This is a genomic window from Enterobacter sp. UPMP2060 (genome assembly GCF_053709655.1).
In genome coordinates this window covers 225,961-248,343 of sequence record NZ_JBSKJQ010000001.1, presented here as the reverse complement: position 1 = coordinate 248,343, position 22,383 = coordinate 225,961, and the positions used below count along the sequence as shown (strand labels likewise).

Here is a 22,383-nt window from a genome sequence, read left to right as displayed (position 1 = left end):
GCGTTGCGGTACGCCGCTTCATTTTCCCGTCACAATCTCGCTCTAAACTGGTTCCCAGCCGCCTTATTCCCGATCTTTTTTACGGATTTGCAGTCCCCTTCGCAAAACATCTGCTTAGCAACTGTTGATATTCTTTAGCGCTCGCACTATCTTCTTGCAGCCCTGCACAATTTGCGGCTCGCTGAAGCGGACCCTCATTCCCTCTCCACGCACTGTCAGGCAGGTTATGACCCTTGACGCCAGGGTGAGCACATGGCGTTTTCATCCATGATAGTGACCTATGAATGTAACCCTGATAGATACCGTTGTGACCCGCAGCCGGGCCTTAAGCCCGTGGACGGGTTTTTACTTTTTGCAGTCATTACTGATTAACTTTGCGCTGGGTTATCCCTTTAGTTTGCTCTACGCGGTGGCTTTCACCTGCGTTCTGCATGTGCTGTGGCGAACCGCACCGCGCGTGCAAAAAGCGTTAATCGGGATCTGCTCGCTGGTCGCTGCACTCTATTTCCCGTTTGGTCAGGCTTACGGCGCGCCAAACTTTAATACCCTGCTGGCGCTGCACTCGACCAATATGGAAGAGTCAACGGAGATCCTGACGATCTTCCCGTGGTACAGCTACGTGGTCGGGATCTTTATCTTCGCGTTGGGCGTCATCGCCATCCGCCGTCAGCCGGGCGAGAAAAAACCCTGGGGTAGGATCGAAATCCTCTGTCTGGTGTTCAGCGTTGCCGTGGCGTTTGTCGCCCCCATCCAGAATATTCCCTGGGACGGTAAGCTAAGGCTCACCAATATCGGCTATCCGGTTTTCCGCTTCGTGAAGGACGTCGTTGTCAATAATAAAGAGGTTCTCGACGAGCAGGCGCGCATGGCTGAGCTTTCCAATATGAAAGACACCTGGAACGTGCTGGCCGTTAAGCCGAAATATCACACCTATGTGGTGGTGATTGGCGAAAGTGCACGTCGCGATGCAATGGGAGCCTTCGGCGGACACTGGGATAACACACCGTTTGCCAGTTCGGTTAAAGGCACGCTGTTTACCGATTATGTCGCGGCCAGCGGCTCGACGCAGAAATCGCTCGGCCTGACCCTAAACCGTGTCGTCGACGGCAAACCCCAGTATCAGGATAATTTTGTCACCCTGGCAAACCGCGCGGGTTATCAGACCTGGTGGTTCTCCAATCAGGGGCAAATTGGCGAATACGATACGGCCATCGCCAGTATCGCCAAACGTGCCGACGAAGTGCAGTTCCTGAAGAACGGCGACTTTGAAGCCGACAAAAACACCAAAGACGAAGCGCTGTTGAAAATGACGGCACAGGTCTTCGCCACCCCGCGCACCCAGCCTCAGCTGATCGTCCTGCACCTGATGGGGTCGCACCCGCAGGCCTGCGATCGCACCGGCGGGAAGTACGCGGAGTTCGTGCAGTCCAAAGAGACCTCTTGCTATCTCTACACCATGACGCAAACCGATGAGCTGCTGAGCAAGCTGTACGATCAGCTGCGCAATACGGGCGACAGCTTCTCCATGGTCTATTTCTCGGATCACGGGCTGGCGTTTAAAGAGCGTGGTAAAGAGGTGCAGTACCTGGCGCACGATGACAAGTTCCAGCAGAACTTCCAGGTGCCGTTTATGGTGCTGTCGAGTGATGATAAAACGCATCGCGTGATTAAAGCGCGCCGTTCGGCTAATGATTTCCTGCAGTTCTTCTCGCAGTGGACGGGGATTACAGCCGAGCAGATAAAAACGGCTTACCCGTTTGTCTCTAACAAGAAAGCTCCCCCAGTGTACGTTACCAACTTCAAGTTACAGAAAGTTGACTACAACCATCTGGGTACGGATATTTTCGATATTAAGAGTAAGTAATTGCCGTCTCGTGCGGACTGATGCCCTCACCCTGGCCCTCTCCCACGGGGAGAGGGAACAAACACTAAAAACGGCAACCTGGGGTTGCCGTTTTGCTTTTACCTTCAAAAAAAAATCCGCCACATTGGGCGGATTTTTTATTAGCTCACCGGAGTGATTAGAAGCGGTAACCTACGCCCGCAATCCAGGTGCCAACGTCAACGTTGCGGATACGGCTCTGCTCATAGGAGAAGTCCAGAGCAACGTCCTGGATTGGGTTGAACTGCAGGCCTGCGCCATAGGAGAAGCCATAGTCGCTGTTGCTTGCAGTGCGGCTTTCGCTCTGGTTTTCAGTCTGCTGGAATTTACCGTAGCCAACACCTACAACACCGTAGATGCTCGCCCAGTCATTCAGACGGTAAGCTGGACCAGCGGTGATACCGTAGTACTGGCCTTTGTTGTATGCGCCGTTTTCAGAACGATCTTTCTCGGTGTAGGTGAAAGAACCGATCACGCCCAGTGGGTTGTTATCCTGCTCGTAGCGATACTTCAGGTTGAAACCGTTAGCTTTGTTCATCACGCCCTGATAGTCGCTCTGAGCGTAACCACCAGTAACAGTAGAAGTAGCAGCTACAGCGGTACCTGCGGAAACAGCCAGTACAGCGGCCAGTGCTGAAAGACATGCAATTTTTTTCATAACCACCTCAAATGTGCTTCAAGTAAGTCCGTAAGTTTTAAATATATCAAAAAATTTTGCGAAACTCTTTGTGATTCGTGATGTCTAATGAAACCTTTCCTGTAACAGAACGTTTCCAGCATCAGCTATCTCTTTCAAATCACATGCAATTTTCACTACTAAATGCGCATATTGCGCGTACGCGCCGTTACATTCATCCAGATTATTCCTAATCTATCAGGCGATAAATCCACCAGCGCTTAACCATTTTACGGATTTGACACGGTTTTTTTTCAACAGCGCCTCAACCGTTGCCGCTTATTTCCTTTACACTGCAACCTTTACCTCATTTGACATAAGCTGACAGGAGAAAGGATGCCTGGGTTATCCCGCACGTCGTCGGTCTGGTTGCCGGTGGCAGTCATACTCATTGCCATGTTGTCCATTCAAAGCGGTGCTTCGCTGGCAAAATCACTTTTCCCGCTGGTTGGTGCGCCAGGCGTGACTGCCCTGCGTATCGTGCTGGGCACGGCGATACTGGTGGTCATTTTCAAACCCTGGCGTCTGCGCTTCAAAAAGGAGCAGCGTTTACCCCTGCTGTTTTATGGACTTTCCCTCGGGGCAATGAACTATCTGTTCTACCTTTCTATTCAGACGATACCGCTGGGGATCGCCGTCGCGCTGGAGTTTACCGGCCCGCTGGCGGTGGCGCTTTTCTCCTCGCGACGTCCGGTCGATTTTATCTGGGTCGTGTTAGCCGTTCTGGGCTTATGGTTCCTGCTGCCGCTGGGCCAGAGCGTCGCTGAGATCGATCTGACGGGCGCAGCCCTGGCGCTGGGTGCTGGCGCCTGCTGGGCCGTCTATATACTTACGGGCCAGCGTGCAGGAGAAGAGCACGGTCCGGCGACCGTCGCGTTAGGTTCCCTGATCGCAGCCATCGTCTTCGTGCCTATCGGCATGGCGCAGGCGACCGAATCTATCTGGCAATGGTCCGTCATGCCCATCGGGCTGGCGGTCGCGATTCTCTCTACCGCACTCCCCTACTCTCTGGAGATGATTGCCCTTACGCGTCTGCCGACGCGTATATTTGGCACCCTGATGAGCATGGAGCCTGCGCTAGCCGCCATTTCCGGAATGGTGTTTCTCGGCGAAACCCTGACATTGACCCAGACGCTGGCGCTCTGCTCGATTATCGCGGCATCAATGGGCTCGACGCTCACCATGCGCCCGGAACCTAAAGTTGAGAAAGTGGATATCAGCTAAGGCCATATATTCTGCATGGCTTCCATGCCATGCAGAATAAAGGCCAGAAAGACAGTCGTTATAATTTCTTACACACTTTGCGCTATTTTCGAAATATCCCTCTGCGTTTACTTCCCCATCCAGCAATTAAGATTGATCTGTATCAATTTTAAAATTACCCATTCATTTCAATGAATTAAATTCACAAGCCACTTCTCGCTATTAAACCGATAGGCACAGCCAAACCGCAGAGAAAAAATCCGGTGCTATACTTAGTTCCGTAATTACCTGGGACATAAACATCAAGAGGATATGAGATTATGAGTACCGCTAAACTGGTGAAAACGAAAGCGTCTAATCTGCTTTATACCCGTAACGATGTATCGGATAGCGACAAAAAAGCGACCATTGAGTTGCTGAATCGCCAGGTGATCCAGTTTATCGATCTTTCGCTGATCACCAAACAGGCCCACTGGAATATGCGCGGTGCAAACTTTATTGCCGTTCATGAAATGCTGGATGGCTTCCGCACAGCACTGGTGACCCACCTCGATACGATGGCTGAACGTGCCGTTCAGTTAGGCGGCGTGGCGCTGGGTACCACGCAGGTGATCAACAGCAAAACGCCACTGAAGAGTTATCCGCTGGATATCCATACCGTTCAGGATCACCTGAAAGAGCTGGCGGACCGCTACGCGATTGTGGCCAATGACGTGCGCAAAGCGATCGGCGAAGCCAAAGACGAAGATACCGCAGACATTTTCACCGCCGCCTCCCGCGACCTGGACCAGTTCCTGTGGTTTATCGAATCTAACATCGAATAATTCATACGAATTTTCTATCAAACCCTCGCCCTCCGGCGAGGGTTTTGCACATCTATGGTGCACAGTTTTTGTCTGCACACCTGCAAAAGTGAACGAAATGTAATAATCACCTCACACAACCGTTAACGGAAGATTGTTTTTTCGTCAGAATTTACGCTAAATATCTCCCCGTCAGTTGAGCCAAACGAAGCGCACCAAAACGGTGCTCCACTTTGGTGCAATAAAGCCTCATTGCCCCATTTATTGTGCAATGCATGACATCATCCCCTTTGCAAAACAATAGCTTGTAAAGTTGGCACGATTTTTTCATTGTGCCACCTGTTCTCGCAGGGGATCGCCCCGTGGATATAAAAGGAAATGCTATGAAGTCTGTATTAAAAGTTTCACTGGCTGCACTTACCCTGGCTTTTGCAGTGTCCTCTCAGGCTGCCGACAAACTGGTTGTGGCGACCGACACGGCGTTCGTTCCGTTTGAATTCAAACAGGGTGATAAATACGTTGGTTTTGATGTGGATCTGTGGGCCGCTGTCGCAAAAGAACTCAAGCTGGATTACACCCTGAAGCCTATGGACTTCAGCGGCATCATCCCGGCACTGCAAACCAAAAACGTTGATCTGGCGCTGGCAGGCATCACCATTACCGATGAACGTAAAAAAGCGATCGACTTCTCTGACGGCTACTACAAAAGCGGCCTGCTGGTAATGGTCAAAGCCGATAATAACGACGTAAAAAGCGTGAAAGATCTCGACGGCAAAGTGGTGGCAGTGAAGAGCGGCACCGGTTCTGTTGATTACGCGAAAGCAAATATCAAAACCAAAGACCTGCGTCAGTTCCCGAACATCGACAACGCGTACATGGAACTCGGCACCAGCCGTGCTGACGCTGTTCTGCACGACACGCCTAACATCCTGTACTTCATTAAGACAGCCGGTAACGGCAAGTTCAAAGCCGTTGGCGAGTCTCTGGAAGCGCAGCAGTACGGTATCGCGTTCCCGAAAGGCAGCGACGACCTGCGCACGAAAGTTAACGGCGCGCTGAAAACGCTGAAAGAGAACGGCACCTATAACGAAATCTACAAAAAATGGTTCGGTACCGAGCCTAAATAATAAGACGTAAAAATGACGTTCACTCGGGGGCGACCTTTCGCCCCTGCTATTTTTGAAACACGGTAACAGTAACAGGAAATTATCATGCAGTTTGACTGGAGCGCCATCTGGCCTGCCATTCCACTCTTGCTTGAAGGCGCTAAAATGACCCTGTGGATTTCGGTCCTGGGTCTGGTTGGTGGGTTGATTATCGGTCTTGTCGCCGGTTTCGCCCGCACCTACGGCGGCTGGATCGCAAACCACATCGCACTGGTTTTCATCGAAGTGATCCGCGGCACGCCTATTGTCGTGCAGGTCATGTTCATCTACTTCGCCCTGCCTATGGCGTTCACCGACCTGCGCATCGACCCGTTCAGCGCAGCCGTCGTCACCATTATGATCAACTCAGGCGCCTACATTGCGGAAATCACCCGCGGTGCGGTGCTGTCGATTCATAAAGGTTTCAGTGAAGCCGGTCTGGCGCTAGGTCTTTCTCGTCGCGAAACGATCCGCCACGTTATTCTGCCGCTGGCGCTGCGTCGCATGCTGCCGCCGCTCGGTAACCAGTGGATCATCAGCATTAAAGATACGTCGCTGTTCATTGTTATCGGCGTGGCAGAGCTGACCCGCCAGGGGCAGGAGATCATAGCTGGCAACTTCCGCGCGCTGGAAATCTGGAGTGCGGTAGCCGTTGTCTACCTGATCATTACTCTGGTTCTGAGCTTCGTTCTGCGTCGTCTTGAAAGAAGGATGAAAATCCTGTGATTGAATTTAAAAACGTTTCCAAGCACTTTGGCCCAACCCAGGTGCTGCACAATATCGATCTGAACATTAAACAGGGTGAAGTGGTGGTGATTATTGGGCCATCCGGCTCCGGTAAATCCACCCTGCTGCGTTGCATCAACAAGCTGGAAGAGATCACCAGCGGCGATCTGATCGTCGACGGCCTGAAAGTGAACGATCCGAAAGTGGACGACCGTCTGATTCGTCAGGAAGCGGGCATGGTGTTCCAGCAGTTCTACCTGTTCCCGCACCTCACGGCGCTGGAAAACGTGATGTTTGGCCCGCTGCGCGTGCGCGGTGCCAGCAAAGCGGCGGCGGAAGCGCTGGCAAAAGATCTGCTGGCGAAAGTCGGCCTGGCAGAACGTGCGCACCACTTCCCTTCCGAGCTCTCCGGCGGTCAACAGCAGCGTGTGGCGATTGCCCGCGCCCTGGCGGTCAAACCGAAAATGATGCTGTTTGATGAGCCTACGTCCGCACTCGACCCGGAGCTGCGCCACGAGGTGCTGAAAGTCATGCAGGATCTGGCGGAAGAAGGGATGACGATGGTTATCGTAACCCACGAAATCGGCTTTGCCGAGAAAGTGGCGTCCCGCCTGATCTTTATTGATAAAGGCCGTATCGCGGAAGACGGTAACCCGCAGGAATTGATTGCGAACCCGCCGAGCCAGCGTTTGCAGGAGTTCCTGCAGCACGTCTCCTGATCTATCGCTTTACGCTAAGCCGGGCTTGCCCGGCTTTTTTACGCCAGATTGTTCCCAAAAATCCCCCTCCTCGCCTCGACTTCTATACTTATCATTTTGTTCGACATTTTCACCGGAGGACGCCGTGCCGTGGATCCTGCTGCTGTTGATTAGCCTGTTTAGTGCGCCTTCGTTCGCCGTCGCGATCCCCGGCGTCACCACCGGAACCCCTGCGACCCAGCAAAATACGCCGCCTCCGGAACCCGATGTTGAACAGAAAAAAGCCGCCTACGGTGCGCTTGCCGACGTCCTTGAAAACGACACCTCCCGGCAGGAGCTCATTGGCCAGCTGCGCAAAGCCGCCGCCACGCCGCCGCAGGAGTCGGTGCCAACCCTCACCCCGCCGCAGGTTGAGGAGCAAAAAACGGTGCTGGAAAACGTCACCGACGTGAGCCGCCACTATGGGGAAGCGCTCTCCTCACGCTTCGCTCAGCTGTACCGCAACCTGATTGGCTCCCCGCACAAGCCGTTTAACCCGCAAACGTTTACCACCGCCGCCACGCAGTTCCTGATGCTGGCGGGTGCGGTATTTCTTTTTTACTGGCTGGTGCGTCTGTGCGCGTGGCCGCTGTACCGCAAAATGGGGCAATGGGGACGCAGGAAGAATCAGCATAAAAGCAGCTGGCTGCACCTGCCGTTGATGATAGCCTCAGCGTTTATCATCGATTTACTGCTGCTGGCGTTGACGCTGTTTTTAGGCCAGATGCTGGCCGACAGGCTGAATGCAGGCAACAAAACCATCGCCTTCCAGCAGTCGCTTTTCCTGAATGCCTTTGCCCTGATTGAGTTCTTCAAGGCGCTGCTGCGGTTACTCTTTTGTCCGCACGTGCCGGAGCTGCGGCCTTTCTCCATTCGGGATGCGAGCGCGAAGTACTGGGCGCTGCGTCTGAGCGTGCTCAGCGGGCTGATTGGCTACGGCCTGCTGGTTGCCGTGCCGATCATCTCCAACCAGGTGAACGTCCAGTTTGGCGCGCTGGCAAACGTGCTGATCATGATCTGCATTACCGTCTGGTCGCTGTATCTTATCTTCCACAATAAAAAAACCATTACCCAAAGCCTGCTGAATCTGGCCGATCGCTCCCTCTCGTTCTTTAGCCTCTTTATTCGCGCGTTCGCCCTGGTGTGGCACTGGCTGGCAAGCGCTTACTTCATCGTGCTGTGCTTCTTCTCGCTGTTTGACCCGGGCAATAGCCTGAAATTTATGATGGGGGCGACGTTCAAAAGCCTGGCCATTATCGGCATCGCGGCGTTTGTGTCGGGGCTGCTGTCGCGATGGATCTCGAAAACCATCACCCTGTCGCCGCAGGTGCAGCGTAATTACCCGGAACTGCAAAAACGGGTAAACGGCTGGATGTCGGTATCGCTCAAAGTGGCGCGCATTCTCACCGTCTGCGTGGCGATTATGCTGCTTCTGAATGCGTGGAGCCTGTTTGATTTCTGGAACTGGCTGCACAACGGTGCGGGTGAAAAAACGGTCGACATCCTGATTCGCATCGCGCTGATTCTCTTCTTCTCCGCCGTCGGCTGGACGCTGCTGGCGAGCCTTATTGAGAACCGCCTGGTATCGGATATTCACGGCAGGCCCCTACCCAGCGCCCGGGCAAGAACGTTGTTAACCCTGTTCCGCAACGCGCTGGCGGTAATTATCAGCACCATCACCATTATGATTGTGCTGTCGGAAATCGGCGTGAATATTGCCCCGCTGCTGGCGGGTGCCGGTGCCCTGGGGCTGGCCATCTCCTTCGGCTCACAAACGCTGGTGAAGGATATTATTACCGGCATCTTTATCCAGTTTGAGAACGGGATGAACACGGGCGATCTGGTGACCATCGGGCCGTTAACCGGCACCGTGGAGAGGATGTCCATCCGTTCGGTTGGCGTGCGTCAGGACACCGGGGCCTACCACATCATCCCCTGGTCTTCGATCACCACCTTCGCCAACTTTGTGCGCGGGATTGGTTCCGTTGTGGCGAACTATGATGTGGATCGCCACGAGGATGCAGATAAAGCGAAGCAGGCGCTGCGCGATGCGGTAGAAGAACTGATGGGGATGGAGGATATTCGCGGGCTGGTGATCGGAGAGCCGTCATTTGCCGGCATCGTCGGGCTGACGAACACGGCGTTTACCCTGCGCGTGTCGTTCACCACCCAGCCGCTGAAGCAGTGGACGGTGCGCTTTGCCCTCGACAGCATGGTGAAAAAACACTTCGATATGGCGAACGTGCGGATGCCCGTGCAGACGTATCAGGTATTGCCGCCGCCCGCATCGCCGCTCCCGCCGCAGGAGCCGACGCTATAACCGAGCCGGGTGGCGGCTTCGCCTTACCCGGCCTACGACAGGGTGCTATTTGCGACGTTTGTTATTGTCCATAAACGTCCAGGCGATAAACCGGCTCTGTTTCTGGCCCTGCGCCATCTCTTTTTTCACCACTTTTACGGCGCCCGCTTCGGTCAGCGCGCGGTAGAGCGGCGGCAGGTTATCCCCGCGGGAAACCAGCGTAGTGAACCATTTCACCTGGCGGCCAAACTGTTTGCTTTCCGCAATCATGCGCAGGATAAACGCCACTTCGCCCCCGTCGCACCAGAGCTCCTGCTGCTGTCCGCCGAAGTTCAGCGCGGCGTCTTCAGCCTGACCCAGGTTACGGCGCTTGCGCTCGCTGCCCGCACGGGCCGATGCCGCCGAATCATGGAACGGCGGGTTGCACATCGTGGCGTCATAGCTTTCATTTTTGTGAATAATGCCGTTGAAGATCGACGCCGCGTCTTTCTGACGACGCAGGCGAATGGCGCGGCTTAATCCCGGGTTAGCGCTGATAATCGCCTGGGCGCTGGCAAAGGCCTCGTCACCGATTTCGCTTCCGGTAAAGCGCCACTGATATTCATGCGCCCCGATCAGCGGGTAAATCAGGTTCGCCCCGGTGCCAATATCCAGAATGGTAGCCTGCTGTGGAACGACACCCTCATTGCCTTCGGCAAGAAGGTCGGCAAGGTGATGAACGTAATCCGCGCGGCCCGGCACGGGTGGACAGAGAAAGCCTTCCGGAATATCCCAGTGAGCCACACCGTAAAAATGCGCCAGCAGGGCTTTGTTCAGCATTTTAACCGCCTGCGGGTCGGCAAAGTTAACCGAGGGCTCACCCGCTGGGGTCTGAACAAGATAGTCCTGCAGCGGCGGGCAGCTCAGGCATAACGCGTTCATGTCGTAGCGGCTGCGGTGGCGATTTCGCGGGTGCAATCCCGGCTTTTGGGCAGTCATGGCATTCTCCTTTAAACAGCGGCGTAAGATACCCTTTGCTGGCCCAACGGTAAATCTTTCTCTGCGGCGTTCAAAAAATAGCCATAAATCAAACACCTTTATGTCTATGATCCGTCAGCGAATTGTCAATTTGTATCGTTCAAAAAATAAGCAGATCATCATCAAATATTTGCGCTAAGTCACACTCGTCAGGCTTCTAAACTTAAAGGGAATCACCTGTTGTTTCCTCATGAGGATGTGATTATGAAAAAGTACCTGACCCTTGCTGTTATCGCAGCCGCCCTCGCGACCGCGTCCTTCTCTGCCATGGCCGTTCAGTCACTCACCCAGAGTACCGATACGAGCCAGCTACGTCCTGCAGGCACCGTTTCGGTAAGCCGTGCCAGCAACCTTGACGATCTGCAGGCTAAGCTCGCCGAAAAAGCCCGTCAGGAAGGTGCAAAAGGATTCGTGGTGAACTCCGCTGGCGGAGATAACCATATGTACGGCACTGCGACCATTTATAAATAAGCTGTCTCTTCCACAAGACTGCATCTGCCCAACGGGTGCAGTTCTCTTCTCCCTTCGCCTTGATTGTTCATTTTTTAACCCCATAGTAAACGTATGGCCTAAACCGATTTCAGGAGGACGCTATGGCTTCCGGCTGGGCAAATGACGACGCTGTTAACGAACAGATCAACAGTACAATTGAAGATGCGGTTGCGCGTGCCCGCGGTGAAATTCCGCGCGGCGAAAGCTTAACGGAATGCGAAGAATGCGGAGAACCTATTCCGGAGGCGCGCCGAAAAGCCATTCCCGGCGTGCGGCTTTGCATTGCCTGCCAGCAGCATAAAGATTCAAAAAATGCATCACACTCGGGATATAATCGCACAGGTTCGAAAGACAGCCAGTTACGTTGACTTTGCTTTACCCAGGCTAACCGAGCCTGCACGTTCCTTTACGCTCACGGTTTTTAGCCAGACGCGTAGCAAAACGTGCCCTTCGTATCGCTTCTGTAAAGCGCATCCACAAGAAGTGTAAAGCGGCACTTTGAATTTATTAATATTCAATAAGTTATTTGTCATTCAATTTTTTTGAGCAACCACGTCAATTCTCTTCGATTTTATCTCTCGTAAAAAACCGTGATACTTATCACATCGACGGAACATCGTCCCCTTAACAGAAACACCTGCGAGAGATTAATTATGAAAACCATCAAATATGCTGTAGCTGCTGTTGCCCTGTCCGCTCTGTCTTTCGGCGCTTTCGCCGTAGAGCCTGTCTCTTCTACTCAGGCACAGAACATGAACAAAGTTGGTGTGGTCAGTGCTGATGGCGCCACCACGCTGGACGGTCTGGAAGCCAAACTGGCTGAGAAAGCCGCTGCTGCCGGTGCAAGCGGATACACCATTACCTCCGCTAACGGCAATAACAAGCTGAGCGGTACCGCGGTTATCTACAAATAATCGACTGAATGAATGCTGTACCCTCGCCATACCCTCTGGTGAGCTGCTCCACCCTCATTGACCCTGTTGTTGTTACCCTTGCTTGCCCGTCCGCCACTGGACGGGCTTTTTTTGTCTAAAACGCCTGCGCCACGCGTTCAAGCCCGGCCTGAACGGATTCCACTTCTCCGGTAGCCAGCAAACAGCAGGCCATCTGCAGCTTGATCGAATGCGGAACAGGAACATTTCCGGCAAGGCACTGCTCAATCCAGTGGGCTGTAGTATGCGGATCTTTTGCCTCAGGCAGTATCACACCGGTATTCTCTTCCCCGCGCTCAAGAATGGCGCGCGTGCCTGCAGAATCAATCAGCATCACCTGCGGGCAGCGCTGCGGGTTCGCATAAACCTCTCCTTCCGTTCCGTGCATCAGCAACGCCCTTGCGCCAATTGCCTCAAAGAACTGCCCCACGCGCGCCACGTATTCCGGGTGCGAGACGCTGGAAAGACGCAGGGCGGCATCTTCACCAAACGGCGTGGCCAGTTTCGCCAGCGTGTGTGCGCTGTTGCGCACGCCCATGCGCCAGCGCATATCGAGCTGCTTTTCCAGCGGCGGGCAGAGCGTGCCGACCGGGATATAAACAGGCTGATGGCCATCCAGCTTCGCCTGCGCCTGGCCGGCATGACGCGTTGGCTCGATGCCCAGCATCCCGAAAATGGTCTCCGTCAGCACGCGGGTGGGATCTTCGCTAACGCCGTGCACCACCACCGGGAACCCCAGCTTGTGTAACAGGATAGCGAGCAGCGGGGTTAAATTTGCCTGCTTGCGCGCGCCGTTATAGCTCGGGATCACAATCGGCATCGGTTTCGCCACCGGCGGCGTTAAGCGCAGCGTTTGCGCCTGCATGGCATCATAGAAACCGCGCATCTCCGCTTCACCTTCGCCTTTGATACGCAGCGCAATAAGAATACCGCCCAGCTCCAGCTCCGGTACCTCGCCGTTAAGCATGCGGGTGTAAAGCGCACGCGCGGTTTCATGGTCCAGATCGCGGGCGTGGTTTTTGCCTCTGCCTACCTCTTTGATAATTTTACGATAATCCACGACATTTCTCCTTACAGCAGGTTATCAACAATATAGCCCTGATGATGACTCCGCTGTTAGTTTTTTTGCCCACCCTGCGTTTTTTTATAATCAGTTGTTTTAGTAAGAAAAATTATTTTTCAAGAATTAATTGAATTATTTGGAAGCCGCGCGGGACCTTTCCCGGCCTGAATTTTCTGATTAAATAGCCAGCGGTGAGTAGTTGAGACATAACTTCGAATAATGCGGGATGCAGATGTCGAAAGGAGAAACATACAGGTTTAAATATGAAAAAAGTCACTTTAGGTATATTCATTGCTGCCGCTTTGGGATGCTCTGCATCTTCTTTCGCAGCATCCACCGGTGAAGGGCAAATTAACTTCACAGGTGAAATTATCGATTCCGCCTGTCAGGTGGTTAACGGCTTAAGCAGTCCGCTGAATGTTGCGCTGGGCAAAGTCTCCAAAACAGCGTTTACCGGCGCAGGCTCTACCAGCACCTTAACGAAATTTGATATTCAGTTAAAAAACTGCCCGGAAACGGTCACATCTGCAGCCATCAACTTCGGTGGTACGCCAGATGCGGATAATAACACCACGCTGGCCTTGACCCCGGGTGCGACGACGGCAACTGGCGTGGCGATTCAGCTGGTGGATTCTTCCGAACAGCCCGTCAGTTTATATACGCCTTCGAAGCAGTATCCTTTAGCTGCTGGCACGACGGTAAATAATCTGGAGTTTGGCGCACGTTATATACAGACACAGGCATCGATCACTGCCGGCCAGGCTAACTCAGCGTCTACTTTTACAGTTATTTATAACTGATACGATCAATAAGGAGATATTCGCCTTCACGCGAAGGTTAATATCTCCTCTTTCTTTGAGACAGATTTATGCGACACAGTTATTTATTAAGCGCACTTTTACTGACCGCAGTAACAGCCCATGCAGGTGTGATTATTAATGGCACCCGACTGGTTTATCAGGGAGAGAAAAAAGAGTCTTCGATTGGGATTTCCAATCCGGATGATATTAACTATCTGGTACAGTCCTGGGTGGATACCGGCTTGAAAAAAGGCGGTAAAGCGCCATTTCTGATTACCCCGCCTCTGTTCCGTCTGAACGCTAAAGAAGACAACGTGCTGCGCGTGGTGCGCACCGGCGGAAATATGCCAGAAGATCGCGAGTCGTTGTACTGGTTAAATATTAAAGCCATTCCTTCTTCAAGTCATGAAGAGGGCGTTAATACATTACAAATAGCCATTAATACCCGTATTAAATTGCTGTATCGCCCTGCATCGATTAAAGGCAAACCTGAAGCAGTGGCTGATAAACTGGAATGGCACCGCGAAGGTAATGATCTGGTGGTAAACAACCCCACGCCTTTCTATATGAATTTCCAGAGTGTAACGCTGAACGGCCAAAAAGTGGCAAAAGCTACCTGGGCTGTGCCAGATACCTCTACCCGCTTTGCCCTTCCGGCAAATATGAACGGTAACACCGTAAGCTGGTCGGTCATTAACGATTACGGAAGCATCAGTAAAACCTGGTCTGCACCCGTTCGTTAATACTCTATTCAACGCCTGGATAATCATGTACAGCACAACTAAGCCGCTATTACGTCGACTGCGTGAAATGCTGCCCACTTTTTGTGGGATAGCGGTGACATGCTGCGCGCTGCAGGCCCACGCTGATGATTATTTTAACCCCGCCCTGCTGGATATTGATAATCCAGAGCAGGCAAAGACCGATCTCTCTGTTTATGAAAACGGTCCCGGTCAGGCGCCAGGTAAATATCAGGTCACGATGTTCGTCAATAACAATAAAATCGACACCCGTGACGTCCTTTTTACATTACAAAAAGATGCGCAGGGAGATGATTCCCTGCAGCCATGCCTGAGTCTGGATGAATTAACGCATCTGGGCATCAAAACCAAAGATTATCCAAAGCTGGCGGCAAAAGGGGAATGCGCGGATCTCAGCGCCATCCCTTCGGCCTCGGCGACTTTCCGCATCAAAAACCAGCAACTACTGCTGAGTATTCCCCAGTCGGCGCTGGGCCAGGTGCCTCGCGGCTACATCGATCCGAAAGAGTATGACGAAGGGATCACCGCGGGCATCCTGAACTATAGCGTTAACGCCAGCCAAAGCCACGCCCGCCAGCATGGGAAAGAGGACAACAGCAGCCAGTTTATTAACCTGCGCCCCGGTTTTAACACCGGTGCCTGGCGCGTGCGAAATTACAGCACCTGGAACCACAATTCGGATGGCGGTCAGGGCGACGGCAAGCTGACCCCGGTCTATACCTATGCCCAGCGCGATATCGTGGGGCTGAAGAGCGAGCTGACCGTGGGACAGAGCAGCACCCAGGCCGACGTTTTCGACAGTGTCTCTTACACTGGCGCGCAGCTGGCTACCGAAAGCGACATGCTGCCGGACAGCGAGCGCGGGTATGCCCCGGTGGTACGCGGGACGGCGCACAGTAACGCCCAGGTGGTGGTTCGCCAGAATGGCTACGTTATCTACCAAAACACCGTCGCCCCCGGCGCGTTTGAGATTAACGATCTCTACCCCACCGGCAGCAGCGGCGATCTGAACGTCACGGTAAAAGAGACCGACGGCAGCGAGAGTCACTTCGTGGTGCCGTTTGCCTCCGTGCCGGTGCTGCAGCGGGAAAAACACCTCAAGTACAGCGTCGCTGCAGGGCGCTATCGTTCATACGATAAAGAGGTTGAGAAGACCCCTTTCGCCCAGGGCAGCGCCATCTATGGCCTGCCACACGGCGTCACCGTTTACGGCGGTACTCAGCAGAGTTCGCATTACCACTCCGCCGCGCTCGGCGCAGGGAAAAACGTTGGAGACCTCGGCGCGTTCTCCGTAGACGTTACCCGCGCCAAAGCGTTACTGAAAAAGCGCAAAACCAGCAAAGGGCAATCCCTTCGTCTGCGCTACAGCAAAAATTTTATCGCGACCGGCACTCACTTTTCGCTGGCGGGTTATCGCTACAACAGCAAAGGCTTTTACACCCTGCAGGACACCATGGAGTCCTGGACCAGTGCAAACGACTGGTCCGCTCCACAGCAGCGCCGCGCACGGGCGGAGGCCACCGTCGACCAGACGCTGGGCGACAAGTGGGGTTCGGTGACGCTAAGCCTGGTGAAAGAGAGTTACTGGAGCCAGCGTCAGGATATGACCTCCCTGAGCGTTAACTACAACAATAGCTGGCACGGCGTGAGCTATAGCCTGAGCTACAGCATCAATAAAAACAGCGACGACACGGACGAGGACGGTAAATCCATCAGCTATGACCGACAAATCGGCCTTAACGTGTCGGTTCCGCTCGACCGCTGGCTGCCTAACACCTGGGCAAACTACAGCCTGAACAACGGTAAAGACGGCACCACCCACAACCTGGGCCTGAATGGTACCGCGCTGGAGGGAGACAAGCTGAGCTGGAACGTTCAGCAGGGACTGGACAGCGCCAATAACAACACCTCCACCAGTATGAATGCGGATTACAAAGGCACCTACGGTGAAGTGCGCGGCGGCGTAAGCCAGGACAGCCATCAGCACACCGTGAACGCCGGGATCCAGGGCGGCATCGTCGCCCACTCTGACGGCGTCACCTTCGGTCAGACCCTGGGCGAAACCGTGGTGCTGATTAAAGCGCCGGGAACGCACGGCACGCACGTTGCCAACCAGACGGGCGTGGAAACGGACTATCGCGGCTATACGCTGGTGCCGTTTGTCACTCCGTGGCGTCACAACCCAATTTCGCTGGATACCGAGACGCTGCCAGACGATGCCGACGTGACACACGCCTCGCAGACGGTGACACCAACGCGCGGCGCGATAGTTCGCGCCAGCTTCGATACTCGCGTGGGCAACCGCGTCTTAATGACGCTGGCCTGGAAAGACAAACCGCTGCCCTTTGGCGCAACGGTCACCACGGAAGACAAGAGCAGCGAATTTATCGTCGGTAACGACGGCCTGGTGTATCTCACCGGACTGCCGCAGCAAGGACGCCTTTTCGTTTCGTGGGGCAAGGAGGCGAGCGAGCATTGCGTCGCCGATTACGCCCTGACGCAAGAGAAGGATGACACCAACATTATTAACGCTGCCGCGCAGTGTCACTGATTAACACCGGACCGATCAGAATGCAGATAGCAAAATCGTTTTTCTTACTTTTAGTTCTGGCGACGGCAGCACTCTTCATGCCGCACGCAAAGGCCAACTGTGTCTCACCAAATTTACCAGCGCTGCTATCGTTAGCGTCTATTTCAGTGCCTACCAGCCTTCCCGTGGGAGAGACCATCCCGGGAACGGAACGTTCGGCTCACATTGCGGGGGGCTGCTATACAGCCGAAGACGCAGGCCGTCAGATCATTGCCTGTTACCACGGCCTGGGTAGAGAGACTCCCAATATCCCTGGTGTTTATGAGTCGGGTGTTGCCGGGATCGGCGTGTCGCTCCGAAACAGTAAAGGGGAGCGTGTGATGGGAGCAGCAGACCAAATCTGCACAACTAAGTCTTCTGTGGGTCAAGTGTCTGATTCGAGCGGTAGCGATGGTTCATTTGCGTTTAGCTTCGACGTCTCGCTGGAACTGGTGAAAACCAGCGAGGTGGTAACCGCCGGTACACTCACATCCAGTAACACACAATTTGGCTTTGGTGTTGAGCAAGTAGAAAGCTTGAGTTATCCAAACACCCTCTCCTACTCAGGTAACGTGGTGGTTAAAGCAGTCACCTGCACCGTATCACCCAAATCTCTGACCGTCACGCTGGGGGATTTTCCGGTGAGCCGTTTTACCGGTCCGGGAACCCTGGTCTCCCAGTCGGTATTCAATATCGACATGCTCTGCGATCAGGATGTACAGCCGGAAATGATGATCACCAGCGCCAATGGCTATGAAACGAATTTTCCTGGCGTGATCAAATTAACGCCGGAAAACGGCGTGGCGACCGGCGTGGGGGTGAGAATGCTCTTTAACGGTCAGATACCTGTTTTCGGGCAATATATGGATACCTTTACCGCCTATGCCAATATCCGCTCGCAATATCCCTTCAGCGTCTCTTACGAACAAACCAGTTCGGAGGTGACGCCCGGAACGGCGAATGCCGTCGCAACCATTACGGTGGCCTACAAATGAAAACCTTATTAGCCCTTGTACTCCTTGGAGTCGCCAGCCAGAGCCTGGCGGAAGAGATTCAGCTCGATATTCGCGGAAACATTTACGCCAACGCCTGCCAGGTAGACAGCGCCAGCCAGAACCTGACGGTCAATCTGGGCAAAGCGAATGCCGGCGATTTTAAGGATGTGGGCGATACCGGACAATGGCATTCATTCGACTTAACCCTGTCGAAATGCCCAACCACTTCCGTGCTGGCCACGGCCACCTTTCACGGTCAGCCAGACAGCATTCATCCGACTAAATTCGCCAGCACCGGAACCGCGAAAGGACTGGCGCTGGAGCTTGCCGACCCGCAGGATCAGATCTCGCTTGCCCCGGACGCCAGCTTCAGCGTGTTGATCAACCAGGACAATCACACGGCGGATTTCCCGCTGGCCGCCCGCTATTACGCCACCTCATTGCCGGTCACGGCAGGAACGTTCAGCAGCGTGGTGCAGGTGACCTTCATTTACCAGTAGGACCGCGCCCCTTAGCACGGAGGCTTTTCTTGCGCCCTGCGGTCAGTTTGACCGGCGTTTTTTTTACCTCGGGCACTTCCGGCTGTTCGATCGGGAAGATCGGCAGCGCGTTCAGGAGCCGTTGGCCGTAATTTTTGGTGAGCAGACGTTTGTCATAAATCACCACCTCGCCCCAGCAGCCGTGGCTACGAATCAAGCGCCCGACCTGCTGAATCAGGTTAAACGACGCCGCAGGCAAACTCTGCACCTCAAACGGATAGCGGTTGAGGCTTTTCAGCCACTCCCCCTCGGTAATCACCACCGGGCTGTCGATAGGCGGGAAGGCGATTTTATGGATATGCACCTGCGTCAGGTAGTCGCCTTTCAAATCCAGACCTTCAGCAAACGACTGCAACCCCACCAGCACGCTGCGCTCGCCGTTATCAATGCGCTTACGGTGGGTTTCCACCAGCCGGTAGCGCGGCTGATCCCCCTGCACCAGCAGGAGTAAACGCAGATCGGTGACGTGTTCGAGGAAACGCTGCATCGCCCGCCCGCTGGCAAACAGCACCAGCATACCGGGGTACTTTTTACTCTCGACCTGCTCGCGGAAGTAGGCCGCCATTTCCGCGATGTGCTGCTCTTCGTTGTCGATGAGCGGCTCGAATTTCATGCGCGGAATGACCAGCTTGCCCTGCTCGCAGTGGTTAAACGGCGAGTCCAGCGCCACGAAACGGTCGCCCGCTTTCTCTTTTAGCCCGCTCATCTCCTGCAGCCTTGAGAAACTGTTCAGGGAACGCAGCGTGGCAGAGGTGACAACCACGTGCGGCACGCTGCGCCAGATCAGCTTTTCCAGCTGATCGGCCACGCGGATGCCTACGCAGTGGAAAAAGAGGTGCACCTGCCCGTCCCGCACTTCGCGGGTGGCCCATTTGGTGACCGGCGCGCCGGACGCCTGCGCCATCGAGGCCAGCCGCCAGAGCTTGCTCTGCGCTTCGAACATCCCCAGCGCGCGGTTCATCTGCAGCAGAACGCGGTGCAGACGCACCACGTCATGCGAGCCGGTTTTCTCGCTGAGATCGTTTAAGAACATCTCCGCCAGCCCGCGCAGCTTTTCCAGATGTTTCGCCAGCTGCTGGCAGATCTCCATCACCTCTTCCGGTAGCTCACCCATCGCAAAGCGGTGTTCGGCTTCCTGGGTTGCTGGAAGATAAAGATTCAGGATGTTGTTCAGGGATGAAATGAGGCTATAGACCTCTTCACAGTGGTCGCTCAGCCGCTCCGGCACCGCCAGCGGCGGCGTGGTTTTCGGGCGGAACTGCTCCATGCAGGTCGCTACCAGCTTGCAGAAGAGATCCAGCTGCAGGCGGAACCACGGAGCGGTGATTTCGGCGCTCATCTCCAGCGCATCCCGCGCCACGTCCGGCAGATGGTGGCCTTCGTCGAGCACCAGCAGCAGGTTTTTGGGCTCCGGCAGCACCGCTTCGCTCTCCAGCGCCGCCATCACCAGCGCGTGGTTTGCCACAACCACTTCCGCCTCCTGAATCTCGCGCCGGGCGACAAAGAACGGGCACTCGCGGTAGTAGTGACAGTTGCGGTTCAGGCAGCTCGCTTTGTCGGTGCTGAGCCTGCGCCACAGGTCGTCGCTGATGGCCTGGCTGGTGTGATCCCGCAGGCCGTCCCACTTATAGCCGTCGAGCTCGACTTTGAGTTTTGCACACTGCTCCTGCTCGGCCTTATTGTTTGGCGTTAGCTCGTCATCCAGAAACGCGAGCAGATCCTGCTGATTCGGCTCGCTGCTGGCCAGCGCCGCCAGGTTGCGCGGGCATACATAACGCCCGCGCCCAAAGGCTGCCGTAAACCGCAGATCGGGGATGATTTTGCGCAGCAGGGGCAAATCTTTGCTGAAGATCTGGTCCTGCAGCGCCACGTTGGCGGTGCTGACCACCAGCGTTTTGTCCTCTTCCCGCGCAATCGCGATGCCGGGAATAAGATACGACAAGGTTTTCCCGACGCCGGTTGGGGCTTCAATCGCCAGATGTCGCCCGTCGTCCCCGGCGAGCGTTTTTGCCACGTCAGCAATCATCTGCCGCTGCGGCGCTCGGGGGATAAAGTCGGGGATCTGCTGCTGTAGCGCCTTATACCATGCGCCAATTTGCGCCTTGAGCGCAGCGGTTAAAGCCATTGGAAAACCTGAAATACTGTATAAACAGCCACTATTGTGGCACTTTCTCTTCGCTGCCGCAAAAAGAAAAGCCCGGCTTTACGACCGGGCTTCCAGATTACTGCGGGTTAGCAGGCTTGCGCGGGCGGCGTCGACGCTGCCCTTCTCCTGCCGGTTTCCCCTCGCCGCTGCGCCACGGGTTTTCACCCGCCGGTTTGCTGTCGTTGTTACGACGCGGCAGTTTGCCGGATGATTTCGGCGCGCCGCCTTCGGCACGACGCGGCTGCTGACCGCGACCGCCGCCGCCCTGACCACGTCCACCGCCGCCCTGACGACCGTTCTGAATCGGCTCGGCTTTGATCGACGGGTCCACTTCGTAACCCGGGGTTTCGATGCGCGGGATCTCTTTCTTCAGGAGGCGCTCGATGTCGCGCAGCAGCTTGTGCTCGTCCACGCAGACCAGAGAGAGCGCTTCACCGGTTGCCGCCGCGCGGCCGGTACGGCCGATACGGTGAACGTAATCTTCCGGCACGTTTGGCAGCTCGTAGTTCACCACGTGCGGCAGCTCTTCAATGTCAAGGCCACGGGCGGCGATGTCGGTCGCCACCAGCACGCGGATGTCGCCGGATTTGAACTCAGCCAGCGCACGGGTACGCGCGCCCTGGCTCTTGTTGCCGTGGATCGCCGCACTGCGAATGCCGTCTTTGTTCAGCTGTTCCGCCAGGTGGTTGGCGCCGTGCTTGGTGCGGGTAAAGACCAGCACCTGCTGCCAGTTGCCCTGGCCGATCATCTGGGAGAGCAGTTCCCGCTTGCGCTTTTTATCCACAAAGTGAACGTGCTGCGTCACCTGCTCGGAGGCGGTGTTGCGGCGCGCCACTTCCACTTCCAGCGGGTTATGCAGCAGCTTTTCCGCCAGCGCCTTGATCTCGTCGGAGAAGGTCGCGGAGAAGAGCAGGTTCTGACGACGCGCGGGCAGCTTGGCCAGCACGCGACGAATATCGTGGATAAAGCCCATGTCGAGCATGCGGTCGGCTTCGTCCAGCACCAGAATTTCAACCTGGTCCAGCTTCACCGCATTCTGGTGCTCCAGATCCAGCAGGCGACCTGGAGTCGCAACCAGAACGTCGACGCCGCTGCGCAGCTTCATCATCTGCGGGTTGATGCTTACCCCGCCGAAAACCACCAGCGAACGAATGTTGAGATAGCGGCTATAGTCACGCACGTTCTCACCAATCTGCGCCGCCAGCTCGCGGGTTGGGGTAAGGATCAGGGCGCGGACAGGACGACGGCCTTTGGCGTGCGGCTGGTTTTTTACCAGCAGTTCCAGCAGCGGCAGGGTAAAGCCCGCGGTTTTGCCGGTACCGGTCTGGGCGCTCGCCATCAGGTCACGGCCCTGAAGAACGGCGGGGATCGCCTGCTGCTGGATTGGGGTTGGCTCAACGTAGCCCTGCTCTGCGATCGCGCGCAGAATTTCCGGGTTCAGGCCAAGGGAATCAAAAGACATAAAAACTCCGAACCGCCCCGACCATCACAGGTGTAGTTTTCAGGGAGATATAACGAATAGGGGAGGACAAAAACCACAATGTCGCGAAGGAGCGGAGTGTAGCAGCTTTTGTGACGTGGCGCATAAAATATCCCTC

The 22,383-nt window shown here is 55.0% G+C and carries 20 protein-coding genes; 15 read left to right on the top strand and 5 right to left on the bottom strand.

Features of this window, described 5'->3' with window-relative positions:
• The first annotated feature begins 280 nt into the window (after window positions 1-280).
• On the top strand, window positions 281-1,864 hold the full coding sequence (locus tag ACWKXN_RS01255; protein ID WP_454543204.1) for a phosphoethanolamine transferase: 1,584 nt from the start codon (window positions 281-283) through the stop codon (window positions 1,862-1,864).
• A gap of 157 nt (window positions 1,865-2,021) precedes the next feature.
• Here the strand turns inward: ACWKXN_RS01255 and ompX are convergent, their stop codons facing one another.
• Window positions 2,022-2,540, bottom strand: coding sequence for an outer membrane protein OmpX (gene ompX, locus ACWKXN_RS01250; RefSeq protein ID WP_023310884.1), 519 nt, complete (start codon window positions 2,538-2,540; stop codon window positions 2,022-2,024).
• Between the two features lie 354 nt (window positions 2,541-2,894).
• Between ompX and rhtA the strand changes: the two genes are divergently transcribed.
• From rhtA to ybiO, 6 genes are all read left to right on the top strand, one after another.
• Window positions 2,895-3,782 (top strand): threonine/homoserine exporter RhtA, encoded by an 888-nt coding sequence (gene rhtA / locus ACWKXN_RS01245; RefSeq protein WP_023334998.1) that lies wholly within the window; start codon window positions 2,895-2,897, stop codon window positions 3,780-3,782.
• Window positions 3,783-4,081: 299 nt separating this feature from the next.
• Window positions 4,082-4,585 carry a DNA starvation/stationary phase protection protein Dps gene (dps, locus tag ACWKXN_RS01240; protein WP_010428924.1) on the top strand — a complete coding sequence of 168 codons (504 nt, stop codon included), beginning with the start codon at window positions 4,082-4,084 and terminating at the stop codon, window positions 4,583-4,585.
• Window positions 4,586-4,947: 362 nt separating this feature from the next.
• Window positions 4,948-5,691 (top strand): glutamine ABC transporter substrate-binding protein GlnH, encoded by a 744-nt coding sequence (glnH, locus tag ACWKXN_RS01235; protein WP_033144999.1) that lies wholly within the window; start codon window positions 4,948-4,950, stop codon window positions 5,689-5,691.
• Window positions 5,692-5,775: 84 nt separating this feature from the next.
• The gene (gene glnP / locus ACWKXN_RS01230) at window positions 5,776-6,435 is read left to right on the top strand and encodes a glutamine ABC transporter permease GlnP (RefSeq protein WP_003858462.1); all 660 of its coding nucleotides are present in this window, start codon (window positions 5,776-5,778) and stop codon (window positions 6,433-6,435) included.
• Window positions 6,432-7,154: a glutamine ABC transporter ATP-binding protein GlnQ gene (gene glnQ, locus ACWKXN_RS01225; protein WP_032641580.1), complete on the top strand. Its 723-nt coding sequence runs from the start codon at window positions 6,432-6,434 to the stop codon at window positions 7,152-7,154. The genes glnP and glnQ overlap by 4 nt, the downstream gene beginning before the upstream one ends.
• Before the next feature lie 124 nt (window positions 7,155-7,278).
• Window positions 7,279-9,492, top strand: a complete 2,214-nt coding sequence (gene ybiO / locus ACWKXN_RS01220) for a mechanosensitive channel protein (RefSeq protein ID WP_182931671.1) — start codon at window positions 7,279-7,281, stop codon at window positions 9,490-9,492.
• Between the two features lie 45 nt (window positions 9,493-9,537).
• Here the strand turns inward: ybiO and rlmF are convergent, their stop codons facing one another.
• The gene (gene rlmF / locus ACWKXN_RS01215) at window positions 9,538-10,449 is read right to left on the bottom strand and encodes a 23S rRNA (adenine(1618)-N(6))-methyltransferase RlmF (RefSeq protein WP_048976788.1); all 912 of its coding nucleotides are present in this window, start codon (window positions 10,447-10,449) and stop codon (window positions 9,538-9,540) included.
• Window positions 10,450-10,692: 243 nt separating this feature from the next.
• On the opposite strand from rlmF, the gene mcbA reads away from it, so the two are divergent.
• The 3 genes from mcbA (at window position 10,693) to ybiJ (ending at window position 11,894) form a co-directional block, all read left to right on the top strand.
• A complete protein-coding gene (gene mcbA, locus ACWKXN_RS01210) occupies window positions 10,693-10,959 on the top strand; it encodes a DUF1471 family periplasmic protein McbA (RefSeq protein ID WP_032661263.1) in 267 nt (88 codons plus the stop codon).
• Between the two features lie 122 nt (window positions 10,960-11,081).
• Window positions 11,082-11,348 carry a DksA/TraR family C4-type zinc finger protein gene (locus ACWKXN_RS01205; RefSeq protein ID WP_454543203.1) on the top strand — a complete coding sequence of 89 codons (267 nt, stop codon included), beginning with the start codon at window positions 11,082-11,084 and terminating at the stop codon, window positions 11,346-11,348.
• A 285-nt stretch (window positions 11,349-11,633) separates the two neighbouring features.
• Window positions 11,634-11,894 (top strand): DUF1471 family protein YbiJ, encoded by a 261-nt coding sequence (gene ybiJ / locus ACWKXN_RS01200; protein WP_023310874.1) that lies wholly within the window; start codon window positions 11,634-11,636, stop codon window positions 11,892-11,894.
• 115 nt (window positions 11,895-12,009) lie between these two features.
• On the opposite strand, the gene ybiB is transcribed toward ybiJ, so the two are convergent.
• The gene (gene ybiB, locus ACWKXN_RS01195; protein ID WP_048979628.1) at window positions 12,010-12,972 is read right to left on the bottom strand and encodes a DNA-binding protein YbiB; all 963 of its coding nucleotides are present in this window, start codon (window positions 12,970-12,972) and stop codon (window positions 12,010-12,012) included.
• A gap of 266 nt (window positions 12,973-13,238) precedes the next feature.
• Here ybiB and ACWKXN_RS01190 point away from each other — a divergent pair, with 266 nt between their 5' ends.
• The 5 genes from ACWKXN_RS01190 (at window position 13,239) to ACWKXN_RS01170 (ending at window position 18,600) form a co-directional block, all read left to right on the top strand.
• Window positions 13,239-13,775: a fimbrial protein gene (locus ACWKXN_RS01190; RefSeq protein WP_029739812.1), complete on the top strand. Its 537-nt coding sequence runs from the start codon at window positions 13,239-13,241 to the stop codon at window positions 13,773-13,775.
• A 68-nt stretch (window positions 13,776-13,843) separates the two neighbouring features.
• Window positions 13,844-14,518 (top strand): fimbrial biogenesis chaperone, encoded by a 675-nt coding sequence (locus ACWKXN_RS01185; RefSeq protein WP_087822216.1) that lies wholly within the window; start codon window positions 13,844-13,846, stop codon window positions 14,516-14,518.
• Window positions 14,519-14,543: 25 nt separating this feature from the next.
• The gene (locus ACWKXN_RS01180; RefSeq protein WP_454543202.1) at window positions 14,544-17,087 is read left to right on the top strand and encodes a fimbria/pilus outer membrane usher protein; all 2,544 of its coding nucleotides are present in this window, start codon (window positions 14,544-14,546) and stop codon (window positions 17,085-17,087) included.
• Window positions 17,088-17,107: 20 nt separating this feature from the next.
• On the top strand, window positions 17,108-18,100 hold the full coding sequence (locus ACWKXN_RS01175) for a fimbrial protein (RefSeq protein WP_045887598.1): 993 nt from the start codon (window positions 17,108-17,110) through the stop codon (window positions 18,098-18,100).
• On the top strand, window positions 18,097-18,600 hold the full coding sequence (locus tag ACWKXN_RS01170) for a fimbrial protein (RefSeq protein WP_213729496.1): 504 nt from the start codon (window positions 18,097-18,099) through the stop codon (window positions 18,598-18,600). Before ACWKXN_RS01175 ends, ACWKXN_RS01170 begins: the two co-directional genes overlap by 4 nt.
• Here ACWKXN_RS01170 and dinG read toward each other — a convergent pair.
• Together dinG and rhlE are read right to left on the bottom strand one after the other, a co-directional pair.
• Window positions 18,587-20,764: an ATP-dependent DNA helicase DinG gene (dinG, locus tag ACWKXN_RS01165; RefSeq protein WP_454543201.1), complete on the bottom strand. Its 2,178-nt coding sequence runs from the start codon at window positions 20,762-20,764 to the stop codon at window positions 18,587-18,589. The two genes, ACWKXN_RS01170 and dinG, sit on opposite strands and share 14 nt — an antisense overlap.
• Window positions 20,765-20,861: 97 nt before the next feature.
• Window positions 20,862-22,247, bottom strand: a complete 1,386-nt coding sequence (gene rhlE, locus ACWKXN_RS01160) for an ATP-dependent RNA helicase RhlE (protein WP_454543200.1) — start codon at window positions 22,245-22,247, stop codon at window positions 20,862-20,864.
• Between the last annotated feature and the right edge of the window lie 136 nt (window positions 22,248-22,383).

Excerpts from the sequence above, each read along its gene's own strand:
- ACWKXN_RS01190 (WP_029739812.1), top strand. The coding sequence starts at position 13,239 with ATGAAAAAAGTCACTTTAGGTATATTCATTGCTGCCGCTTTGGGATGC.
- mcbA (WP_032661263.1), top strand. The coding sequence starts at position 10,693 with ATGAAAAAGTACCTGACCCTTGCTGTTATCGCAGCCGCCCTCGCGACC.
- ACWKXN_RS01170 (WP_213729496.1), top strand. The coding sequence starts at position 18,097 with ATGAAAACCTTATTAGCCCTTGTACTCCTTGGAGTCGCCAGCCAGAGC.
- rhtA (WP_023334998.1), top strand. The coding sequence starts at position 2,895 with ATGCCTGGGTTATCCCGCACGTCGTCGGTCTGGTTGCCGGTGGCAGTC.
- ACWKXN_RS01185 (WP_087822216.1), top strand. The coding sequence starts at position 13,844 with ATGCGACACAGTTATTTATTAAGCGCACTTTTACTGACCGCAGTAACA.
- ACWKXN_RS01175 (WP_045887598.1), top strand. The coding sequence starts at position 17,108 with ATGCAGATAGCAAAATCGTTTTTCTTACTTTTAGTTCTGGCGACGGCA.
- rlmF (WP_048976788.1), bottom strand. The coding sequence starts at position 10,449 with ATGACTGCCCAAAAGCCGGGATTGCACCCGCGAAATCGCCACCGCAGC.
- ybiJ (WP_023310874.1), top strand. The coding sequence starts at position 11,634 with ATGAAAACCATCAAATATGCTGTAGCTGCTGTTGCCCTGTCCGCTCTG.
- ACWKXN_RS01205 (WP_454543203.1), top strand. The coding sequence starts at position 11,082 with ATGGCTTCCGGCTGGGCAAATGACGACGCTGTTAACGAACAGATCAAC.
- dinG (WP_454543201.1), bottom strand. The coding sequence starts at position 20,764 with ATGGCTTTAACCGCTGCGCTCAAGGCGCAAATTGGCGCATGGTATAAG.
- ACWKXN_RS01255 (WP_454543204.1), top strand. The coding sequence starts at position 281 with ATGAATGTAACCCTGATAGATACCGTTGTGACCCGCAGCCGGGCCTTA.
- glnH (WP_033144999.1), top strand. The coding sequence starts at position 4,948 with ATGAAGTCTGTATTAAAAGTTTCACTGGCTGCACTTACCCTGGCTTTT.
- dps (WP_010428924.1), top strand. The coding sequence starts at position 4,082 with ATGAGTACCGCTAAACTGGTGAAAACGAAAGCGTCTAATCTGCTTTAT.
- glnP (WP_003858462.1), top strand. The coding sequence starts at position 5,776 with ATGCAGTTTGACTGGAGCGCCATCTGGCCTGCCATTCCACTCTTGCTT.
- ompX (WP_023310884.1), bottom strand. The coding sequence starts at position 2,540 with ATGAAAAAAATTGCATGTCTTTCAGCACTGGCCGCTGTACTGGCTGTT.
- rhlE (WP_454543200.1), bottom strand. The coding sequence starts at position 22,247 with ATGTCTTTTGATTCCCTTGGCCTGAACCCGGAAATTCTGCGCGCGATC.
- ACWKXN_RS01180 (WP_454543202.1), top strand. The coding sequence starts at position 14,544 with ATGTACAGCACAACTAAGCCGCTATTACGTCGACTGCGTGAAATGCTG.